This is a genomic window from Halothiobacillus sp. DCM-1 (genome assembly GCF_045689735.1).
GTDB lineage: Bacteria > Pseudomonadota > Gammaproteobacteria > Halothiobacillales > Halothiobacillaceae > Halothiobacillus.
In genome coordinates, this window is sequence record NZ_CP142685.1 from 2,027,136 (window position 1) to 2,046,086 (window position 18,951).

An 18,951-nucleotide genomic window follows, 5' to 3' on the forward strand; every position below is an offset into this window, starting at 1 on the left:
GGAGCGTGTTCGACAACGGCGTCTGCGTTCTGGTGCGGCAACTCCCCGCTCACCAGCCAGGCGCGTTTTTTTTGGAGAAACTTTCGATGAACCGCAGGCCAGCCCTCAACGCGCGCCCGGTGGATCGGTGCGGCGCCTCAGCCCACCGACCCTGCCACGCCCCTTCGTCGAAAGCACGCATCAATCGACCGGGAACCAAATATAACACCATGTTTTCACGAGGTATCTCATGAACATCATCCCGAAAAAATATCGGCAGATCGTTCTGGCCATTGCCGCATTTTTGCTCTTCGACCTCGGCGTGCTGGTGCTGAATTTCTACACCTCGTTTCAGATTTCTTCTGATGCCGTCGCCATCAATCTGGCCGGTCGCCAACGCATGCTCTCCCAGCGCATGACCAAATCCCTGGTCACCATTGATCTGCAAACGATGCAGGGAAAACCGGATGACAACGCCCTCAAGGAGCTCCGCACCACGGTCGATTTATTTAACAGCACCCTTGATGCCTTCGCCCACGGCGGCACCGTGCTTGGGGGAAACAACCGTCCCGTGACGCTGCAACCGGTGCGTGCCGCCGGCCAGGCAATCCTGAGTCAGTCCGATACACTCTGGCAACCTTATCTGGATGCCATCCAGTCGGCCTTGTCGCACAGCCCCATCGACGCCACACAGCTCCATGCGGCGGTACAGATCGGTCTTGAGCGCAATGTGAAGTTATTGGGCCTGATGAACGACCTGACCACGCAACTGGAACGCGAAGCCTCGGCCAAAGCGCAGCGCCTGCGCCTGATTCAAACGATTGGGATTGCCCTGGCTCTGCTCAACTTCGGCTTCATCCTGTTTCACTTTTTGCGGCAATTGCGCGAGAGCGATCAGATCATCGAAGCGGCACAACAGGAAACCCAGGAGATTCTTTCCACCGTCAAAGAGGGGCTGTTTCTGCTGGGGCCCGACTTGCGGATCGGCAACCAAGTTTCCGCCTCGCTACCGAGTATTTTGGGGGATAAGGCTCAGCCCGGCGCGCCGTTGCTCACCGTGCTGGAAAACCGGCTCAACCCCGAGGTACTCCAGGCAACCCGAGATTACATCGAGCTGCTGTTTGGCGAGCGCGTCAAGGAAAACTTGATGCGCGATCTCAACCCGATCAATCTCGTGGCCATCCAGGATGGGCAGGGGCGCGGAGCGACCGACACACGCTATTTGAGCGTGCAATTCAATCGGGTACTGGTGCAAGGGAAAATCTCGCATCTGCTCGTGACCGTACAAGAGGTCAGCGAACAGATTCGCCTGCAACAGGAACTGGAAGCCGTCACTTCACGCACCCACGGCGAAGTCGAGGCGTTGCTCAAATTACTCAGCATCGACAACGCCAGCCTGATGCACTACCTCGATCAGGCACAACAAACGCTGGAAGAAATCAACGGGCAACTGCAATCCAGCCAAACCAGCACGCAAAACCACTTGCTGCTGATCAACGGGATTTTCCGGCGCGTGCATGGCTTGAAAGGTGATGCCGCCATGCTGGGGCTGGATATTTTCGAACAAATGGCCGGGGAGTTCGAAGCGGTGTTGCGCCAGTTGCGTGAACAGCCCCGGATCGAAGGGCACGATCTGGTCAGCATTCCGCTCAAAATCGATGCCTTTCTGGAGCGCCTGCACTCGGTTCGGGATCTCGTGCTGCGCATGAACCACAACGCGGCAGACAGCCGCTCCGTCACGGCGCATGCCAAACACCTCGACCAACTCGCCCAACGCATCGCACGCGATCAAGGCAAATTGTTGACGCTGCAGACCGATTTGGCGCTGCTGGAACAGCTCCCCGAGAAAACCCAGACCACCCTCAATGCCATCGCCGTGCAATTGCTGCGCAACGCGGCCACCCACGGCATTGAGCCGCCCGATGAACGCATCGGGCGCGCTAAAAATGAGGCGGGCACGATCGAGATCAGCCTGCTTCGCCCGGCAGACGACGAATTCGCCCTGAAAGTGCGCGACGATGGCCGCGGCATCGATCCGGAGCAGATTCGCGACAAGCTCATCCGCAGCGGCCGGTATACGCCGGAACAAGTCGCGCAATGGGATCAGCGCCAGATCGTCATGCAAATTTTCGAGCCCGGTTTTTCGACCCTCGATCACGCCAACCGCGACGCCGGGCATGGGGTGGGGCTGGATGTGGTCAAAGAACAGGTCGCCAACCTAGGGGGGCGGCTGCGCATCAGCTCGGTACCGCACAAAAATACCGAATTCTTGATCCGGTTCACGGTGTAAGCCATGAATGCACCCCAGCTTCGCCTCCTGATCGTCGATGACTCCAACATCATTCGCAGCCGGATTGCGCGCATCGTTGGCAACGCCTGGCCGGGGATGCAAATCATCGGTCTGGCACGCAATGGGGTGCAGGCAGTCACCCTGTGCCACCAGCATTACCCCGATGTGGTCACGCTGGATCTCACCATGCCCGAGATGGATGGCATCCAGTGCGTCAAGGAGCTGATCGGAATCCGACCAGACATTCGCATCCTCGTGGTGTCTGCCCTCAGCGACAAGGCCACAGCGTTGCAGGCCATCAAAAACGGCGCCAACGGGTTTTTATACAAACCGTTCACCGACGAACAATTGCTGGATGCACTGAGGGAGTTAATGGCATGAGCGCATTAAAACACCACCTGGACGAACAGGACCTGCGCGTTTTCATCGATGCGCTCACCCACTACTTCCAACACCTGACCCAGGAGTTCGCCGATGTGTTGCCGTCGTATCTGTCCCTGCACGAAATCCCCATTCAGGAATACACCGGGCTGATCGCCATCAGCGGGCAATACCAGGGGCAGGTCTATTTTTCAGCCCCCAGCGCCCTGCTGCGCCATCTGCTGCTGGCACAGGGAGAAACCGTGCTCACCGAAAGCAATCTCCTCGATCAGGTCGGCGAAATTGCCAATACTCTGGCCGGTAACGCCCGCAGCTATTTTGGCGAACGCTTCACCATTTCCACCCCACGGGCGCAGCGCGGTGAGCCCGAAACGGCCATTGCCTCACGCCCTTATGTCATTCCCCTGAGCTGGAAAAAGTACAAGGCATTGCTCGTGGTGGATATTCGCACCGCCCAATGACGCCAACCCGTGACACCGATCGGCTCGTGAGCGGGCGCAGCTCAGAACTCCCGCTCCAGCATGCCCCAGGTTGACCAGTGCGTTTGCGACACCCCTTGTTGCCGCCCAGCCTGTTCACCGATCGCGATCAACCAGCGAGGCGACGCATGATAGGCCACTTGCGGCATGACATAGCCCTCCACGCCGCGCTGTCCATCAGGCATCACCCACTGGTTATCCCCCTCGACTTCAAGCTGCACCGCATACACCCCATGAATGGCTCGGCCAAGGCTGGTATTGAAAAACCAGCCATTGGTCACCCCATGCCCGACTTGCTGTGTATACCCCGCCTCACCTTGCGTAAACCAGGGATACCACAGTTGTGCCCACATGATTTGGGGGGAGACCGAATTGCCCTCGCCCCCCAATGACTGCGGAGAATACTGCCCCTCTAACTCAACTGTGACCAGGGTGGCCGTCCCCTGGGATGGCTGGCATTCATGCAAAAGCCCAAACTTCAAACCGGCCGCCGTCGGCCCCCATGCACCCGCCCGCCGACCCAAAGGAAAATCAGCGTTATATTCGGGCAAATCCAGCTCCAAACCGAGCCGGTCACTTAACCGGCCTTCGATCTCCGGCGCCAGAGTCAGCGTGCTCGGATTGTCTCGACTGGCTTGCGCGTAGAGATACCCGGAATTTTCCAACCAAGGCTCTTCAATCCCGATTGCCTTGGTCACGAAATCATCCACATCACACCGCCAATCTTGCGCGCTGAATGCCTGTGGCGACCCAAAGCCCATCCCGGCAAAGAAAATAACCACCAACCAAGCACGCAGTCCCAAACCCAGAACACGCATATTGCCTACACAAGAAATAACGCAAACAGGAATTAATCCTATTTACATATCAAGTGAATTGCAAGCACAGCGAATCGATGGGCCTGGTCAGGATTTCGCCCCGACCAGTCGCTGCAAGTCCTCCGCCATATGCAGATAGACGATGAGAAACTCGAACAGCATGCGCCAGAAAAGCTCCATCAAGACAAACGCGGCGATCGCCGCGAGAAGGAGCGCCAGGCGAAGCCGTGGACTCAGAAATTGCTGCTGCCAGTGCCCCAGTTCCGCCGCCCCGGTTCGAAGCAGCGGGTATCTTGCCCGGCTCCAGCGCCAAAACCAGAACGCAAATCCCGGCATCACGACCGCGCCGAGCCAGTAGAAGCCGATCAATACCTCAGAGCTGATCAGCGTCCGGAAGCGGACAAAATCCCACAGGCTCGACCAAACGCCCACCAGGGTCAATCTCAGCGGGCGAAGCCGAGTCGCTGACGGGCTTCGGCGTGCAGCGCGGGGGTCGCGGCGGCGCAGACGGTGGTGGTTTCCAGCCCGACCGGCGCACCGGAAAGATCGGTAAACACGCCACCGGCCTCGCGCACGATGACCGAAAGCGCGGCGATGTCGAGCACATTGACATCCGATTCGATCACGAGATCGATCGCGCCGCGGGCGAGCAGATGGTAGTGATAGAAATCCCCATAACCGCGCGTGCGGTTCACTTCGCGCACCAGACTCGCCAGCCCCATCCAGCCCGTGGGGTTCCCCGCCAGCGTTTTGAGGTTGCCGACCGACAGCGTGGCGGCGCTCATCTGTTCGATGCGGCTGACGCGCGCCTGTTTATCCATCCAGAAGGCGCCCGCCCCCTGCTCGGCGTAGGCGTATTCGCCAAACACGGGCGCGCTGGAGACCCCCAGGATCAGCTCGTTGCCGCGCATCAGCGCGATTTGCGTTGAGAAAAACGGATATTCGCGCACAAAACTTTTGGTGCCATCGATCGGATCGACCAACCAGGTGTATTCGGCGTCCGGGCGGGTTTTGCCGGTTTCTTCGCCGTAAAAGCCATGGTCGGGAAACGCGGCCATGATGACGGCCTTGATCGCTTCTTCGGTTTCCACATCTGCCACGGTCACCGGGGTGGCATCCGCCTTGATGGTGACCGCAATGTTTTGTTGCCAGTATTTACGCACGACGGCTTCCCCGGCACGGGCGGCCGCCAACGCGGCTTGAAGAAATGGACTTGCCATGAATGGCTCCTAATGTATATAAATCAATCGGTTATTTTTTCTGTTCGCGGGCGACGGCGCGCCAGCCAATGTCCCGGCGATAAAAGCCGCCGTCGAACTGGATGGCGGCCACGCCCGCATAAGCCGCCTGCTGCGCGGCGGCCACGGTATCGCCGAGCGCGGTGACGCACAGCACGCGCCCGCCCGCCGTCACCACAGCATCCCCCGCCTGCCGCGTGCCCGCATGGAACGCCTTCACGCCCGTCGGCACCGCCGTCAGGCCGTGAATGACATCACCCGTTCGCACCTCGGCGGGATAGCCCGCGGCGGCCATCACCACGCCCACCGCCGGTTGCGGGTTCCACTGCGCCTGCACGCCATCGAGCGCACCGGCTACCGCAGCTTCGAGCAGATCCACCAGATCCGAATCCAGCCGCCGCATGATCGGCTGGGTTTCCGGGTCGCCAAACCGGCAGTTGAACTCCAGCACCCGGGCGGAGCCCGCCTCGTCGATCATCAGCCCGGCATAGAGAAACCCGGTGTACGGCAGCCCATCGAGCGCCATCCCACGCACGGTCGGTTCGATGATGCTGCGCATCACGGCCTCGGCGATCGCCGGCGTCACCACCGGCGCCGGGGAATAGGCGCCCATGCCGCCCGTGTTCGGCCCCTGATCGCCGTCATCGCGCGCCTTGTGATCCTGGCTCGTAGCCATCGGCAGAATGTGGTGGCCATCGACCATCACGATAAAGCTGGCCTCTTCACCGGCGAGGAAATCTTCGATCACCACGCGCGCGCCCGCCGCGCCGAACTGGCCGCCGAGCATATCGGTGATGGCCGCCTCGGCCTCGGCCACGGTCTGCGCCACGATCACACCTTTGCCCGCCGCCAGCCCGTCGGCCTTGACCACGATCGGCGCGCCATGCTGTCGCACATAGGCGAGCGCGGGCGCAGTTTCGGTAAACACCCGATAGCTCGCAGTCGGAATCCGGTGGCGCGCCAGAAAATCCTTCGCAAAGGCTTTTGAGCCTTCGAGCTGTGCCGCCGCGCGGGTCGGGCCGAAAATTTTGAGCCCTGCGTCGCGGAAGGTATCCACCACCCCGGCCACCAAGGGCGCCTCGGGGCCGACCACGGTGAGATCGATGCCGGTTTGCCCGGCAAAGGCGAGCAGACCGGCGATGTCGGTGGCGGCAACCGGTACATTTTCGCACTTGGCCTCTGTCGCCGTGCCCGGATTACCGGGCGCGACAAACACCCGGCTGACCCGCGGCGATTGCGCCAATTTCCAGGCCAGCGCATGTTCGCGCCCGCCGCCCCCGATGACCAATACCTTCATACCCACCTCAAATCACGCGAAAATTCATGCCGCGCAGTGTGCCACAAACCAGCCGCTGGCCGCGCCCGGCTATACTGCGTCGATGATCGATATCGTGCTTTTCGAACCAGAAATCCCGCCCAATACCGGCAACATTATCCGCCTGTGCGCCAACACGGGCGCGCGGCTGCATCTGGTCGAACCGCTCGGCTTTGCGATGGAGGAAAAGGCGCTGCGCCGCGCGGGGCTGGACTATCACGAATTCGCCGAGGTCCACATTCACCCCGACTGGGTCGCCGCCCGGGCGCACTTTGCCGGACGGCGCTGGTTTGCCCTGACTACCAAGGGTGAGACTGGCTTTTTCGACACCGCGTTCGCCGCCGGGGATGTGCTGGTGTTCGGTCCGGAAAGCCGAGGACTGCCCGCCGCCCTGCTGCAGGAATGCCCAGCCGACCGGCGCCTGCGGCTGCCGATGCGCGGCCATTCCCGCAGCCTGAATCTCTCGAACACCGTGGCGATCGCCGTGTATGAAGTGTGGCGGCAACTCGACTTTGCGGGCGCCGCGCGATGAACCGCTCCGGCGTGACCTGCCAGGCGGTGGCGATTGCCCGCAGCCCCTTCAAAAGCCGCTTTGGGATTCCGCGCCAATCGGGGCTGGTGGACGCGCCCGGCACGCTCGAACCGATCCCGCCCTGGGATCGCGCGGAAGCCTGGGTCGGCATCACGCAATACTCCCATCTGTGGCTGATCTGGCAAATCCACGACCGACCGCATCAGCCGGTTTCCAGCGTGCGCCCACCGCGGCTCGGCGGCAATACGCGCCTGGGTGTGTTCGCCACCCGCGCACCCGCACGCCCCAATCCGCTGGGCCTCTCGCTGGTTCGGCTCGAAGGGGTCGAACCAGTCGGCGGGCGGGTGCGGATTCAGGTACGCGGGCTGGATCTGCTCGACGGCACGCCGATCCTCGACATCAAACCCTATATCGCCTTCACCGATTGCCCGGCACACAGCCAAAGCGGCATGGCGAATGAACCACCCCCGCGCATTCCGGTGGATTGGTCGGCGCTCGCGCCCGAGGCACGGGCAAACCTGCCGAGCAGCGCCCGCGAATTGATCGAACAAACCCTATCACTCGATCCGCGACCGGCGTTTCATACCGACCCCCTGCGGGTTTACGCCTGCCCACTCGCGGACTGGCTCGTGAAATTCCGGGTAGACAATGCCCGCATCTGGATTCTTGCGATCGAGCCCGTCGAATAAGCCGCCGCCCATCAAAACCAGCGGCGATATAGCGCCCGCGTAAGCACATCAAAACCCCAACCGACCGCATACAAGCCCAGTGCCGTCGGCACGCCAATCACGCCATACGCCGCCCACCAGCTCAAATCCGCCAGCAATGGACCAAACCCCAGCGCAACCAGCCCACCCAAGGGCAGAGCCAGCGGCAGTTGCAACAAGACAAATCGCCCCTTGGGGTCATCCGTCACTGCGGCCGCCAACAGGCACAGCACCGTCAGCAAGACATATAAACCCAGCAGAACCCAACCCGTGTGACGCCACCCCAAGGACGCAGGACTAGTCTTCATGGTGCCGGGGTTCGCGCGCGAGCAGTAATGACACGGCCTCACGCGCCGGCACGCCGTCATACAACACTTGATGCACCGCGTGCACGATGGGCATATCCACCCCAAACCGTGCCGCCAGACGCGCCCCTTCCGCCGTCGCGCCAATGCCTTCCACCGCCTGTCCGATGGCGGCAACGGCCTCCTCGGTGCGGTAGCCCTGCGCGAGTTTCAGCCCGAACCGGCGATTGCGGGATTGATCGTCGGTACAGGTGAGCACCAAATCGCCCACCCCGGCCAAGCCCATGAAGGTGCTCGCCTGCGCGCCCAGCGCCGCCCCCAGACGCATCAATTCGGCCAAGCCCCGGGTAATCAGCGCGGCGCGGGCATTGGCGCCAAAGCCAAAGCCATCGGCCACCCCGGCGGCAATCGCCAGCACATTTTTCAAGCCGCCGGCCAACTCCACTCCGACCACATCCGCGGTGGGGTAGGTACGCAGCCGAGCATTGCGCAATGTCGCCGCCACGACCTCCGCCGAGGCGAGATCGGCGCTGGCCACCGTGATCGCCGAGGGCTTGCCGGTGGCCACTTCATGCGCGAAGGTCGGGCCGGAGATCACGGCAAACCCTGCCGCCGGACAATGATCGGCCACCAACTGGCTGATGAACCGACCAGTGCCCGGTTCAAACCCCTTGGCGGCATTGACGATCAGCGCATTGGGCGACCAGTGCCGCGCCTGCGTCTCAAGAAATGGAGCCAGAGATTTGGTGGGCAAGGCCAGCCAGATTTGCTCAGCTGCCCGGCAGGCGGCGGGCAAGTCAGCGGTGATGTCGAGCCCTTCGGGGAACGGGCAGTCCGGCAGATAACGGGCATTGACCCGATCGGCCGCCGAGCGCGCCGCCAGCCCCGCATCGCGCGCCCATAGGGCAACCGGATGCCCGTTTTGCGCCAATACAATAGCCAGCGCCGTGCCCCAGGAGCCCGCGCCCAGTACCGCAATCCTGCGCGCTGCATCCATCTCGACAGCGATTACTGCGGACGACCGTGCGCGGCGGCCTGCTGTTCCTGCTGATGCTGCGCGAACAATTGATCAAAATTGATCGCCTGCAATACCAGCTGCGGGAAACCACCTTTCATCACCAGATCCGCTACCGTCTCGCGGATATACGGCTGGATCAAGTTCGGGCAGTACGCACCCAGAATCTGTTGGGTTTGCGCCTCATCGAAGCCAACGATAGTGAAAATTCCGGCGTACTGCACTTCCGCCAGATAAATGGTTTCGTTGTTATGGCTGGCCGTGGCGGTGATGGTCAAGGCCGTTTCGAACACGCCTTCACCCAATTGGCGAGCGTTGTTGGCCACCTGCACATTCACCTCGGGCGACCAGTCACTGGCCACGAAAATATCCGGGGTCTGCGGCGATTCAAACGACACATCCTTCAGGTAAATCTTCTGGATGATGAACTGCGATTCAACCGCAGCTTGGGCGGCGGCATCGCCGTTGGCGTATTCGGTCATGGGTCACTCCCTTGCATGGGTGGGTGGAAAAGGGCAAACAAATCATTCGCACGGGGCGGGCATTGTACCCAGACCGCGCGCCAACGGGGGCGATCCGGGCAATTCCCGTCAACGGCCAATGTCCGGGCGCCATTGGCCAGGCGGAATTTTCCGCGCGCCCGGTTCAACCCGCATTTTTCAGGTAGGGCGTGAGCCATTGCTCCAGTTGCGCCAGCGGCATCGCGCCCGCCGTACGCGCCACCTCACGCCCGCCACGGAACAGAATCACGGTGGGGATGCTGCGAATGGCGAATTGCGCCGAGGTGTGCGGCGCGGCATCGGTATCGAGCTTGGCGACCCGCAAATCCGTGCGGTGACGCTCCGCCAACTGGGCGAAGACCGGCGCCATCATCTGGCAGGGACCGCACCAGGTGGCCCAGAAATCCACCAGAACCGGCAGGTCATTCCGGGCAATGTGCCGCGCGAAGTTGGCATCGTTCAGGATGATCGGCTGACCGCTGAACAAGGGCGCACCGCATTTGCCGCACTGACCGCTTCCGGTGCGCTCGGACGGAATACGATTGACCGCCGCACACTGCGGGCAGACGACATGGATGGACTCGGCAGACATGATGAACACCTCCTCAACCGACGAGTCGAAACCGACGAGCCTCACCCCAGCGATATAGGGCAGGCACCGAGAATTTCCAGTCTTGCCGGAAAACCCTGCGGGGCAGATCGAATTCAAACCGCCGGATCAGCGGGCGAACCGGATTCCCGTCGCAACAAGGCAGGCAACTCACCCCGCGCCACCAAGGCAGACAGATCATCGAAGCCGCCCACATGCGTAGCCCCGATAAAAATCTGGGGCACAGTCTCCCGACCGCTGCGCGCCTCCATTTCATCGCGCCGCGCCGGGTGAAAATCCACGGAAATTTCCGTATAGGCCAGCTCCTGTTTGCTCAATAGCCGCTTGGCCATATGGCAATACGGACACAACGCACTGCCATAAAGGACGATTTCGGGCGGATTGGTCATTGGTGACGCATCCATGACATCGGCTCCTCCATTCACTTCTTTGTGACCGGGTAGCTCTCGCCCTTCCACGCCATGATGCCCCCGGCCAGATGCGCGACATTCGTGAAACCCGCCTTGACCAGTATATTGGCGCCCGCCGAAGAGCGGTTACCCGAACGGCAATACACCAAGACCGGGCTGGCCTTGTGTGATTCAAGCTCGCCCAGCTTCCCCGCCAGCGAACCCAGCGCAATGTGGCGCGCACCCTTGATATGCTCGCCCCGGAATTCATCGGTTTCGCGCACATCGATGAGCAGGGCGTTTTCCTGGCCGATCGCGCGGGCAAATTCCGCCGCACCGAGATCACGAAACTTCTTCATGCCCCGCGTCAGCTCGTTGCCAATCAGCATGACGGTCAGCACCAAGGCCGCCAGCGTGAGCATCCAGTGACGCATCAAAAAATCCATCAATTCCTGCATGGCACTCTGCCCCTGACAAAAAAATTCCGCCAATTATGGCGGAAGATACCGATCGAAAACCAAACAATCGATTATTGCGCGCGCCGCACGCCCAGCTTCGCCAGAATCGAATCCATCGGGCAAAACCGGGTAATGCCGCTCTGGAACAGATTCAGGCCAACGAATGCCGTCAACCACAGCCAGCTGGGGTGCGACAAATCCACCTGCTGCGTCAGGTGCGCCAAAATCAGGCTCAGTAAAATCATCAGCCCCGCCATGATGCGGACAATGCGGTCGGTCGTCATCAGTCAAACTCCACAGATCGTTGATTAATCAGATCAATCGACTTCCGTGTCGTTCTGGGTCAAATTCATGACCCATCAATTAAAGGGGCAGAACACTTCCTGCATCATGCCAATCAGGCGCAGCGTGCGCGCATCGGAGACCCGGTAATACACCCGGTTTGCGTCTTTGCGCGAGGCGAGAATCCCCTTGTCGCGCAAGATCGCCAGATGCTGGGAAATATTGCTTTGGGTCGTCCCCACGGCATCGACGATTTCCTGCACATGCAGCTCCCGATCGCCCAGCACGCACAAAATCTTCAGCCGCAGCGGGTGTGACATCGCCTTCAGCGAACGCGACGCGCGGTCGATGTCTTCCGTGCGCGCCATCAATCGCTCCGAACCACACTCATTCATTTCAAGAATCATTCGTACTTTCCGAACTTAACGCTAAAATCGGGCTGCTCGAGCGTTCTGACACCCGGGGGCATCCGTGCCCGCCCGCTCAACCCACCGCCGCCGCCCGCGCGTAGGATTCGCCAGGCGGAAGAGAAATCTTGGCGCATACTAACGATTTTTCACCGCATTGTCGTGCATCGTTGAAAATTTGCCGCGAATTTTGCCTTTATGCTTCACGATCACGCTTTTTTTCGATTTTTACGCCCGCTGGCTGTCGCCTGGCTGTGGCTTGCCGTTCCGGTGCTCGCCTTTGCGGCACCCGACAGCCGCACGATCAATCAAGCGATCGAGCAACAGCGTCAGGCGCTGGAACACACCCGTAAGGCGCAACAATCCTTGCGGCAACAGCTCACGCGCACCCAGCAAGCCATGGCGTCTTCTGAGGCGAAGCGGGATGATCTGGCCGATGAGCGCGACCGGATCGCCGCCCAACAAGCCGAACTTCAAGCGCGCGCCGAGGCACTCGATGAACAGATGCGCGCACAAAAACAACGAATCGACACCGGCTTGCGACTGGCCTACAGCCTGAGCAATCAGCACCCGCTGGGCGCACTCCTCGACCCGCGCCACGCACTCGATGATGCTCGATTTTTACACTACCTGCAGCAGATTCTGACGCAGACCAACCAGCAAATCGCCGAATTACACCACGATCAGCAAGCCGCCACCGCCAACCAGCAAGCCTTGACGCGGGCCGCCCAGAAACTGGATCAGGCACAGCAACAGCTCGACGCCGAGCATCAGCGCTACCAGGCGGCGCAGGCGGAACAAAACCGGCTGCTGAGTCAGCTCGTTGCCCAGGCAGACGCCCAATCGCAAGCACTGGCCGAACTCTTGGCGAAGAAGAAAACGCTGGACGAAGAAATCGTCCGACTCAACGCCGCGACGCAATCGGCCAAAACGGCGCGCGAACCCCACGCACCCGCCCAGTCGGGCGCTCAGCCGCGCAGCGCACTCTCCGAAGAAGAACTGGAAGCACAGGCGCCACGCCCTGCCGCGACCCCGGCGGCGGTCAATGGCGGTATTCCGGTTTCCGGCAAGATTCTGCGCGCCTATGGCGCAGAAATCGCCGATGGGGACATGCGCGCCCAGGGGATTTCCTTTGCCGCCCCGGCGGGCAGCCCGGTGCGCGCCGTGGCCGCGGGTCGCGTGATTTTTGCCGACAGCATGAAAGGCTGGGGCGAGCTGGTGATTCTCAAACACCCGGGCGGCTATCTGTCGCTGTATGCCAACAACAGCGCGCTCAGCGTGCGCACGGGGCAACAGGTCAGCGCGGGCGCGGTGATTGCCCGCTGTGGTCAGCTCAATGGACGGGAGAGCGGGTTATATTTCGAGGTGCGACGCGGGAACGATCCCGTCAACCCGAGCCGATGGGCGGCCTATCGTCAGGCACGGCGATAACGCCGCAGGGTCGGTTTCCTTGCTATGCTGATCATCTGCGCACGAAGCGAACCGTGGCGCGTTTTTTGGTCACAGCCACCAACCTTTTGATGGAGTAATAAAATTCATGGCTCACTGGTTGCGCAAATCTACTGCCTTGGGCGTTGCTGCCGCCTTCGGTTTTTCTGTCGCGATTGCGATCAACGCGATGGCCGATAAAGACGACGCAGCCAATACGGCTTCGGACAACAGCATTCCTCTGAGTGAGTTACGCACCTTCACCGATGTGCTGACCCGCGTCAAAGCAGATTATGTCGATCCGGTCAGCGACAAGACACTGATGGATAACGCGATTCGCGGGATGATCGACCGGCTCGACCCGCATTCCAACTACCTCGACAAGGCGGAATTCAAGGATCTGCAGGAAACCACCACCGGCAAGTTTGGCGGCTTGGGGATTCAGGTCGGCATGAAAGACAAGGTGCTGACCGTGATTGCGCCGATCGACGACACTCCCGCACAAAAGGCGGGCATCAAATCCGGCGACAAGATCGTGAAGATCAACGGCGAGTTCACCCAGGGGCTGGATCTGGAGCGCGCCGTCAAGCTGATGCGGGGCGATCCCGGCACCAAAATCACACTCACCCTGGTGCGCGATGGCGTCGAAAAGCCGTTTGATGTCACCCTCGAACGCGCCATCATCAATGTCAAATCCGTCAAGGCGCGGATGCTCGACCCGAATTTCGGCTATGTGCGCATCGCGCAGTTCCAGTCAGACACCAGCGAGCAGCTCAATGATGCGCTCAAACAACTGGTCAAGGACAACGACAACCATCCCCTCAAAGGGCTGGTGCTCGACCTGCGCAACAACCCCGGCGGCGTGCTGCAAGCGGCGGTCGGCGTGGTCGATACCTTCGTCAACAGCGGCTTGATCGTGTACACCAATGGCCGCGATGCCGACTCGAAAATGAGCTTCAAGGCGCACGAAGGCGATGCGCTCAATGGGGCGCCGATCGTGGTGCTGATCAACGGCGGTTCGGCCTCGGCCTCGGAAATCGTCGCGGGGGCGCTACAGGACGATGGCCGCGCCCTCATCGCGGGCGAGCGCAGCTTCGGCAAAGGCTCGGTGCAATCGATCATGCCGCTGTCCAACGGCGGCGCGTTGCGGCTGACCACGGCGCTGTACTTCACGCCGTCTGGCCGCTCGATTCAGGGCAAGGGCATCACACCGGATGTCGAGGTTCACCAGCTCAAGGTATCGGATATCGACAAGGTCTTTAATATCCGCGAAGCGGATCTGAGCGGCCATCTTGGCAATCCGAACGAGAAAAAGGGCGAGAAGGAACCGGCCACCCCGGCGCAGCCGATCAAGCAAATGCTCGATACCGACGGCAAACCGCTGGTCGAAACCGACTACCAGCTCTATGAAGGGCTGAGCCTGCTGAAAGGCATGGCCATCATGGCGCAGCGCGACAAGCAGAAAGCCAGCCAATAACCGCACAAAAGGCAGCGATTCGCTGCTCTGCATTCCCGACCCGGACGCGATAAGCTTACCGGGTCGAATCATTTCTACAGCCATCTAAACAGGAGTTACCCATGTCACCCAAAGCCATGATCCTGCTCGCGCCCGGCTTCGAAGAGCTGGAAGCCGTCACCATCATCGATTTACTGCGCCGCGCCAAATTTCAGATTCAGATCCTCAGCTTGCGGGAGGATGAAGTCACCGGCGCCCGAGGCACCCGCCTCGTCACCGATGGCAATCTGGCGCTGCTCAACAAACAAGCGGTCGTCGATTTGATCGTATTGCCCGGGGGGCAGCCGGGTGTGGATCACCTGGCCGCCGATGAGCGCGTGATTGCTTTAGTGAAAACCCAGGCCGCCGCAGGCCGCTGGGTGGCCGCCCTCTGCGCCGCGCCGAAAGTGCTGGCCAAAGCCGGGCTGATCCGCGGCAAACGCATCACGCATTACCCCGGCGCATTGACCGAGCAAGAGCAGGCCGGTGCCAGCGTAAGCACGCAAGCGGTCGAGGTCGATGGCAAGCTCATCACGGGTCGCAGCCCCGGTGCGGCGATGGATTTTGCGCTGACCCTCATCGAACAACTCAGCGGGAAAGCCCTGCGCGACGAGGTCGAAGCCGGATTGGTGCGCTGAACCGGCCGCGTTTTCAGCCCTCGGGCGGTACGAACTGGGCAAACAGCGTGCTGTAATCCTCATCCGCATGCCCTGCTCGGGCGCGCTCGTCGAGCACCTGGCTCAGTGTCTGCAATAACCGCGTGTCGATCTGCCGTTCTGCAGCGGCCTCGGTGAACAGCCGGAGGTCTTTTTGCAAGTGCTTGAGCGGAAAATTGGCCGGCACAAACGCACGCGCCTCCATCCGCGCAAGTTTCTTGTCGAATGTCGGCGCATACAGTGCGCTTTGTCGCAGCGTGTCCATGAATTGCGCCACGGCCACCCCCTCGCGCTGCACCAAACCCAGACTCATCGAAAACGCGGCGGTCAGGCTGCCAATCAGTTGGTTCATCGCCAGTTTGACCGCGGCGCCCTGACCGATCGCACCAAAATGCGTGGGCACACCCAACAACCGCAACAGCGGTTCCTGGGCGGCAAATACTGCGGGGTCGCCGCCAACCAGAATTTGCAGACTGCCGTCCTGTGCCTGCGGGGTGGAACCCAGCACCGGGGTTTCAAGATACTGCGCCCCGGCTGCGGTGAGGCTGGTCGCCAGCGCCCGCGACTGCGCCGGGGCGATGGTGGCACCGTTCAGAATCGTTTTACCGGCAAGCCCCGCCGCCTGACCGTGATCGCACAACACGGCCGTACAAGCCGCCGCATCCGCCAGCATCACCCATACGACCTCGGCACCCGCCAGCGCTTCCGCCAGATCCTGGCTGATCGCCACCCCAGGCAACGGCGCTCCCGGCGAACGGTTATAACCCGTGACGCGCAGCCCCTGACACTGCAACCGCTGGGCGATGGCGCGCCCCATCAACCCCAAGCCAATCACGGCGATGTGCATGACACGCTCCTCTGTAGTTTTCGTTCGTGGGATGATGCCGCAAAATACGGACTTTCCCCAGCTTCCGCCACCTTCAGTTTGCGAGCGCCGCCGTCGATGAATCCCCCCGCGCCTGTTCGGTCGCCGAGCCCCGACGACCCCGAAACCGCCCAGTGGTCGCGCTGGCTGAATGCCGCGCGCCGCCGCCCCAGCGCCGCCGCAGCGCCGTTATTCGCCACCGAAACCCGGACAGAAATCGAACGCGATTATGACCGGGTTCTGTTTTCCACGCCGGTGCGGCGCATGGCGGACAAAACCCAGGTGTTTCCGCTGGATCGCGGCGACAGCGTGCGCACCCGCCTGACGCATTCGCATGAAGTGGCCAATCTCGCCCGCTCCATCGGCATCGATCTCGTCTTCAACCGGGGTCTGGCGGCGGCGCTGCCCCATGCCCGCCGTGATATTCCCGCGCTGCTCGCCACGCTGGGGCTGGCGCACGATCTGGGCAACCCGCCCTTTGGACATCAGGGCGAAGCGGCGATCAGCCGGTGGTTTGCGCAACATCAGCACCGCGTACTGGCCGAATCGAGCGGACTCAGCCCCGCCATGCGGCAGGATTTTCTGGCCTTCGAGGGCAATGCGCAAACGCTACGGCTGCTCACCAAACTGCAATTGATCAACGACGATTACGGCCTGAATCTCACCGTCGCCACCCTGGCCGCGCTGATCAAATACCCCACCGCCAGCGACGCCTGCGATCGGCGCACCGTGGTACGAAAAAAGCACGGGTATTTCCAGTCCGAACAGGCGCTGGTGCAGGCCGTGCAAACCGCCACCGGCCTCGCGCCGGATCAGCGCCACCCGCTGACCTGGGTGCTGGAAGCCTGTGATGACATCGCCTATTCCGTGCTGGATGCCGAAGATGCCGTCAAAAAGGGGCTGCTTTCATTCACCGATATTCTCGCGTTTTTGCGTCACCACGCCGACGATGACCCGGTCGTGACGGAGATGTGCCGTCTGGCTGAGCGGGAACATCGGCAGTATCGTGCGGTCGGGCTATCCCCGGCAGAACTCAACGACATCTCGATGCAAACCTTTCGCATCCGGGCGATCGGGGCGCTCATGCAGGCCGTGGCCGACAGCTTCATCACCCAGTTGCCGGCCATCCGCAACAACACCCTGACCGAGGAGTTGCTGGATGCCTCCCCCGCCGGCCGCCTGCTCAGCGCACTCAAGGCGTGCAATTGGCAACATGTGTACCGGCACAAATCAGTGCTGAAGGTCGAACTCACTGGCTTCGAGGTGATTCACGGCCTGATGGATGCCTTTTGGTTCGCCATCACCGACCGGCGCGATCCGGCCGACCCCGCCAGTCCGCGCAACGGGCCTTTATCCAGCTATCTGTACCAACTGATTTCCGAAAACTACCGCCGCGTGTTTGAAGACCCACGCAACCCCATGCCGCTGCGTTACCGCGAAGCGCAACTGCTGACCGATATGCTCTCCGGCATGACCGACAGCTTCGCGGTGCGCACCCTGGCGCATCTGCGCGAAGCTGGCTTCACCCGCCCCCCTGAGACCACCCGATGAACCCGACCCCTCAGAGCCATTTCTTTGCCTATCTCGCCCGCATGAAATACATCGTGCGTTGGGGCTTGATGCGCAACACCCGCGCCGAAAACATTCAGGAGCACAGCCTGCAAGTGGCGATGATCGCCCACGCGCTCGCCGTGATCGGCAACACGCTGCACGGCGAGCAACACGACATTGGCCGCATCGTCACCGTCGCGCTCTATCACGACGCATCGGAAATCATCACCGGCGATCTGCCCACGCCAATCAAATACTTCCGGCAGGACATCCTCGATTCCTACAAGGCGCTCGAAGCCCATGCCGAACGGAAACTCACCCGCCTGCTCCCCGCAGAATTGCAGGACGAATTTGCCCGGGTAATCGAAAGCGAACACATCGAGCCCGCCGTGGCGCGCGTGGTCAAAGCCGCCGACTCGATGGCCGCCTACCTCAAATGCCTGGAAGAACGCTTCGCGGGCAATCTGGAATTTCGCAAAGCCGAAGAGTTTTTACAGAAGAAACTGGATACGGCGGCGGAACAGCTCCCCGCCATCACCTATTTCCGCGAACACTTTCTTGCGGGCTTCAGCCTGACGCTCGATGACCTGAGTCACGACTGAGCCCAGCACGATTCAGCCCGACGCGGCAGACATCCACTCGGCCAAATCGCCCAATTCTTCCGGGCAAATCTGATGCGCCATGGGATAGAACCGAGCCGTCAGTGCCGTCGCGCCGACCGCGCGCAACCGCGCCACCAGCCGCTCGGCGGCCGGCGCGGGCACGATGTCATCCTGCGTGCCGTGGCCGACAAAAATCGGCAGTTCGATACAGGCAGGCGCGCCTGCAAAACCCGTCGCATCCGGCAACCAGGTCGAGAGCAACATCAACCCGGCCAATGGCCGCTGAACCCGACAGGCAGCGTGCAGTGCCACCACGCCCCCCTGCGAGAAGCCGCCCAGCCAGACTGGCGCATCCCCCGGCAGCGTGTCGATCTCTGCCGCAATCCGCCCGGCCGCCGCGGCGATACCGGCCTGATCCACCGGCGCTGTCGGCTCAATCCCGTAGATATCGAACCAGCTCGGCATCCTCAGGCCGCCATTCAGCGACACCGGCGCCACGGGCGCGGCCGGGGTGTGAATGCACCAATCCCGACCGGGCACCCAGGCCGCGAGCGCTTCCCCCACCGGGCGCAAATCGGACGCATCCGCACCCAGGCCATGTAATAACACCAGATGCGCGCGCGGCAAACTCATCGGCAGCCCACTCCAT

Annotated in this window: 24 protein-coding genes; 10 read left to right on the top strand and 14 right to left on the bottom strand. The window is 61.6% G+C overall.

The window, feature by feature from the left end; translation table 11 throughout:
* Positions 1-229: 229 nt before the first annotated feature.
* Genes VOI35_RS09430 through VOI35_RS09440 form a run of 3 tightly spaced genes read left to right on the top strand, consistent with a single transcriptional unit; the run spans position 230 to position 3,111 of the window.
* Complete coding sequence (locus VOI35_RS09430; protein ID WP_407275796.1) at positions 230-2,269, top strand: ATP-binding protein; 2,040 nt, start codon at positions 230-232, stop codon at positions 2,267-2,269.
* Positions 2,270-2,272: 3 nt separating this feature from the next.
* The gene (locus VOI35_RS09435) at positions 2,273-2,650 is read left to right on the top strand and encodes a response regulator (RefSeq protein WP_407275797.1); all 378 of its coding nucleotides are present in this window, start codon (positions 2,273-2,275) and stop codon (positions 2,648-2,650) included.
* Complete coding sequence (locus VOI35_RS09440) at positions 2,647-3,111, top strand: chemotaxis protein CheX (protein WP_407275798.1); 465 nt, start codon at positions 2,647-2,649, stop codon at positions 3,109-3,111. Before VOI35_RS09435 ends, VOI35_RS09440 begins: the two co-directional genes overlap by 4 nt.
* A 41-nt stretch (positions 3,112-3,152) precedes the next feature.
* Here VOI35_RS09440 and VOI35_RS09445 read toward each other — a convergent pair whose 3' ends face one another.
* The 4 genes from VOI35_RS09445 to purD all read right to left on the bottom strand — a co-directional run bounded on the left by VOI35_RS09445 (position 3,153) and on the right by purD (position 6,482).
* Positions 3,153-3,947 (bottom strand): hypothetical protein, encoded by a 795-nt coding sequence (locus tag VOI35_RS09445; protein ID WP_407275799.1) that lies wholly within the window; start codon positions 3,945-3,947, stop codon positions 3,153-3,155.
* An 87-nt stretch (positions 3,948-4,034) separates the two neighbouring features.
* The gene (locus tag VOI35_RS09450; RefSeq protein WP_407275800.1) at positions 4,035-4,379 is read right to left on the bottom strand and encodes a DUF4282 domain-containing protein; all 345 of its coding nucleotides are present in this window, start codon (positions 4,377-4,379) and stop codon (positions 4,035-4,037) included.
* A gap of 11 nt (positions 4,380-4,390) precedes the next feature.
* A complete protein-coding gene (locus VOI35_RS09455; protein WP_407275801.1) occupies positions 4,391-5,167 on the bottom strand; it encodes an inositol monophosphatase family protein in 777 nt (258 codons plus the stop codon).
* A 31-nt stretch (positions 5,168-5,198) separates the two neighbouring features.
* Positions 5,199-6,482, bottom strand: a complete 1,284-nt coding sequence (gene purD / locus VOI35_RS09460) for a phosphoribosylamine--glycine ligase (protein WP_407275802.1) — start codon at positions 6,480-6,482, stop codon at positions 5,199-5,201.
* Positions 6,483-6,564: 82 nt separating this feature from the next.
* On the opposite strand from purD, the gene trmL reads away from it, so the two are divergent.
* Both trmL and tsaA read left to right on the top strand, forming a co-directional pair.
* The gene (trmL, locus tag VOI35_RS09465) at positions 6,565-7,032 is read left to right on the top strand and encodes a tRNA (uridine(34)/cytosine(34)/5-carboxymethylaminomethyluridine(34)-2'-O)-methyltransferase TrmL (protein ID WP_407276827.1); all 468 of its coding nucleotides are present in this window, start codon (positions 6,565-6,567) and stop codon (positions 7,030-7,032) included.
* Positions 7,029-7,721: a tRNA (N6-threonylcarbamoyladenosine(37)-N6)-methyltransferase TrmO gene (gene tsaA, locus VOI35_RS09470; protein ID WP_407275803.1), complete on the top strand. Its 693-nt coding sequence runs from the start codon at positions 7,029-7,031 to the stop codon at positions 7,719-7,721. The genes trmL and tsaA overlap by 4 nt, the downstream gene beginning before the upstream one ends.
* Positions 7,722-7,732: 11 nt before the next feature.
* On the opposite strand, the gene VOI35_RS09475 is transcribed toward tsaA, so the two are convergent.
* The 8 genes from VOI35_RS09475 to VOI35_RS09510 form a co-directional block, all read right to left on the bottom strand.
* Complete coding sequence (locus VOI35_RS09475) at positions 7,733-8,047, bottom strand: hypothetical protein (protein WP_407275804.1); 315 nt, start codon at positions 8,045-8,047, stop codon at positions 7,733-7,735.
* Positions 8,037-9,041, bottom strand: a complete 1,005-nt coding sequence (locus VOI35_RS09480; protein WP_407275805.1) for an NAD(P)H-dependent glycerol-3-phosphate dehydrogenase — start codon at positions 9,039-9,041, stop codon at positions 8,037-8,039. The genes VOI35_RS09475 and VOI35_RS09480 overlap by 11 nt, the downstream gene beginning before the upstream one ends.
* An 11-nt stretch (positions 9,042-9,052) precedes the next feature.
* A complete protein-coding gene (secB, locus tag VOI35_RS09485) occupies positions 9,053-9,541 on the bottom strand; it encodes a protein-export chaperone SecB (RefSeq protein ID WP_407275806.1) in 489 nt (162 codons plus the stop codon).
* A 163-nt stretch (positions 9,542-9,704) separates the two neighbouring features.
* Complete coding sequence (gene trxC, locus VOI35_RS09490) at positions 9,705-10,151, bottom strand: thioredoxin TrxC (protein WP_407275807.1); 447 nt, start codon at positions 10,149-10,151, stop codon at positions 9,705-9,707.
* Between the two features lie 113 nt (positions 10,152-10,264).
* Positions 10,265-10,573, bottom strand: a complete 309-nt coding sequence (grxC, locus tag VOI35_RS09495; protein WP_407275808.1) for a glutaredoxin 3 — start codon at positions 10,571-10,573, stop codon at positions 10,265-10,267.
* Between the two features lie 17 nt (positions 10,574-10,590).
* Entirely contained in the window at positions 10,591-11,016 is a 426-nt protein-coding gene (locus VOI35_RS09500) for a rhodanese-like domain-containing protein (protein ID WP_407275809.1), read from the bottom strand.
* A 71-nt stretch (positions 11,017-11,087) separates the two neighbouring features.
* A complete protein-coding gene (locus VOI35_RS09505) occupies positions 11,088-11,300 on the bottom strand; it encodes a DUF2892 domain-containing protein (RefSeq protein WP_407275810.1) in 213 nt (70 codons plus the stop codon).
* Positions 11,301-11,375: 75 nt separating this feature from the next.
* Positions 11,376-11,705: an ArsR/SmtB family transcription factor gene (locus VOI35_RS09510; protein WP_407275811.1), complete on the bottom strand. Its 330-nt coding sequence runs from the start codon at positions 11,703-11,705 to the stop codon at positions 11,376-11,378.
* Between the two features lie 198 nt (positions 11,706-11,903).
* On the opposite strand from VOI35_RS09510, the gene VOI35_RS09515 reads away from it, so the two are divergent.
* From VOI35_RS09515 to VOI35_RS09525, 3 genes are all read left to right on the top strand, one after another.
* The gene (locus tag VOI35_RS09515; RefSeq protein WP_407275812.1) at positions 11,904-13,136 is read left to right on the top strand and encodes a murein hydrolase activator EnvC family protein; all 1,233 of its coding nucleotides are present in this window, start codon (positions 11,904-11,906) and stop codon (positions 13,134-13,136) included.
* A gap of 106 nt (positions 13,137-13,242) precedes the next feature.
* The gene (locus tag VOI35_RS09520) at positions 13,243-14,610 is read left to right on the top strand and encodes a S41 family peptidase (RefSeq protein ID WP_407275813.1); all 1,368 of its coding nucleotides are present in this window, start codon (positions 13,243-13,245) and stop codon (positions 14,608-14,610) included.
* 101 nt (positions 14,611-14,711) lie between these two features.
* Complete coding sequence (locus tag VOI35_RS09525; protein ID WP_407275814.1) at positions 14,712-15,266, top strand: DJ-1 family glyoxalase III; 555 nt, start codon at positions 14,712-14,714, stop codon at positions 15,264-15,266.
* 13 nt (positions 15,267-15,279) lie between these two features.
* Here VOI35_RS09525 and VOI35_RS09530 read toward each other — a convergent pair whose 3' ends face one another.
* Positions 15,280-16,302 (bottom strand): NAD(P)-dependent oxidoreductase, encoded by a 1,023-nt coding sequence (locus tag VOI35_RS09530; RefSeq protein ID WP_407276828.1) that lies wholly within the window; start codon positions 16,300-16,302, stop codon positions 15,280-15,282.
* Between VOI35_RS09530 and dgt the strand changes: the two genes are divergently transcribed.
* Entirely contained in the window at positions 16,228-17,700 is a 1,473-nt protein-coding gene (dgt, locus tag VOI35_RS09535; protein ID WP_407275815.1) for a dGTP triphosphohydrolase, read from the top strand. The genes VOI35_RS09530 and dgt overlap by 75 nt on opposite strands.
* Positions 17,697-18,302, top strand: a complete 606-nt coding sequence (gene yfbR / locus VOI35_RS09540; RefSeq protein WP_407275816.1) for a 5'-deoxynucleotidase — start codon at positions 17,697-17,699, stop codon at positions 18,300-18,302. The genes dgt and yfbR overlap by 4 nt, the downstream gene beginning before the upstream one ends.
* Before the next feature lie 12 nt (positions 18,303-18,314).
* On the opposite strand, the gene VOI35_RS09545 is transcribed toward yfbR, so the two are convergent.
* Entirely contained in the window at positions 18,315-18,935 is a 621-nt protein-coding gene (locus VOI35_RS09545) for an alpha/beta hydrolase (protein ID WP_407275817.1), read from the bottom strand.
* Positions 18,936-18,951 lie beyond the last annotated feature (16 nt).

Coding starts and splice junctions, on each gene's coding strand:
- VOI35_RS09430 (WP_407275796.1), top strand. CDS start 230: ATGAACATCATCCCGAAAAAATATCGGCAGATCGTTCTGGCCATTGCC.
- VOI35_RS09435 (WP_407275797.1), top strand. CDS start 2,273: ATGAATGCACCCCAGCTTCGCCTCCTGATCGTCGATGACTCCAACATC.
- VOI35_RS09440 (WP_407275798.1), top strand. CDS start 2,647: ATGAGCGCATTAAAACACCACCTGGACGAACAGGACCTGCGCGTTTTC.
- VOI35_RS09445 (WP_407275799.1), bottom strand. CDS start 3,947: ATGCGTGTTCTGGGTTTGGGACTGCGTGCTTGGTTGGTGGTTATTTTC.
- VOI35_RS09455 (WP_407275801.1), bottom strand. CDS start 5,167: ATGGCAAGTCCATTTCTTCAAGCCGCGTTGGCGGCCGCCCGTGCCGGG.
- purD (WP_407275802.1), bottom strand. CDS start 6,482: ATGAAGGTATTGGTCATCGGGGGCGGCGGGCGCGAACATGCGCTGGCC.
- trmL (WP_407276827.1), top strand. CDS start 6,565: ATGATCGATATCGTGCTTTTCGAACCAGAAATCCCGCCCAATACCGGC.
- tsaA (WP_407275803.1), top strand. CDS start 7,029: ATGAACCGCTCCGGCGTGACCTGCCAGGCGGTGGCGATTGCCCGCAGC.
- VOI35_RS09475 (WP_407275804.1), bottom strand. CDS start 8,047: ATGAAGACTAGTCCTGCGTCCTTGGGGTGGCGTCACACGGGTTGGGTT.
- VOI35_RS09480 (WP_407275805.1), bottom strand. CDS start 9,041: ATGGATGCAGCGCGCAGGATTGCGGTACTGGGCGCGGGCTCCTGGGGC.
- secB (WP_407275806.1), bottom strand. CDS start 9,541: ATGACCGAATACGCCAACGGCGATGCCGCCGCCCAAGCTGCGGTTGAA.
- trxC (WP_407275807.1), bottom strand. CDS start 10,151: ATGTCTGCCGAGTCCATCCATGTCGTCTGCCCGCAGTGTGCGGCGGTC.
- grxC (WP_407275808.1), bottom strand. CDS start 10,573: ATGGATGCGTCACCAATGACCAATCCGCCCGAAATCGTCCTTTATGGC.
- VOI35_RS09500 (WP_407275809.1), bottom strand. CDS start 11,016: ATGCAGGAATTGATGGATTTTTTGATGCGTCACTGGATGCTCACGCTG.
- VOI35_RS09505 (WP_407275810.1), bottom strand. CDS start 11,300: ATGACGACCGACCGCATTGTCCGCATCATGGCGGGGCTGATGATTTTA.
- VOI35_RS09510 (WP_407275811.1), bottom strand. CDS start 11,705: ATGATTCTTGAAATGAATGAGTGTGGTTCGGAGCGATTGATGGCGCGC.
- VOI35_RS09515 (WP_407275812.1), top strand. CDS start 11,904: ATGCTTCACGATCACGCTTTTTTTCGATTTTTACGCCCGCTGGCTGTC.
- VOI35_RS09520 (WP_407275813.1), top strand. CDS start 13,243: ATGGCTCACTGGTTGCGCAAATCTACTGCCTTGGGCGTTGCTGCCGCC.
- VOI35_RS09525 (WP_407275814.1), top strand. CDS start 14,712: ATGTCACCCAAAGCCATGATCCTGCTCGCGCCCGGCTTCGAAGAGCTG.
- dgt (WP_407275815.1), top strand. CDS start 16,228: ATGAATCCCCCCGCGCCTGTTCGGTCGCCGAGCCCCGACGACCCCGAA.
- yfbR (WP_407275816.1), top strand. CDS start 17,697: ATGAACCCGACCCCTCAGAGCCATTTCTTTGCCTATCTCGCCCGCATG.
- VOI35_RS09545 (WP_407275817.1), bottom strand. CDS start 18,935: ATGAGTTTGCCGCGCGCGCATCTGGTGTTATTACATGGCCTGGGTGCG.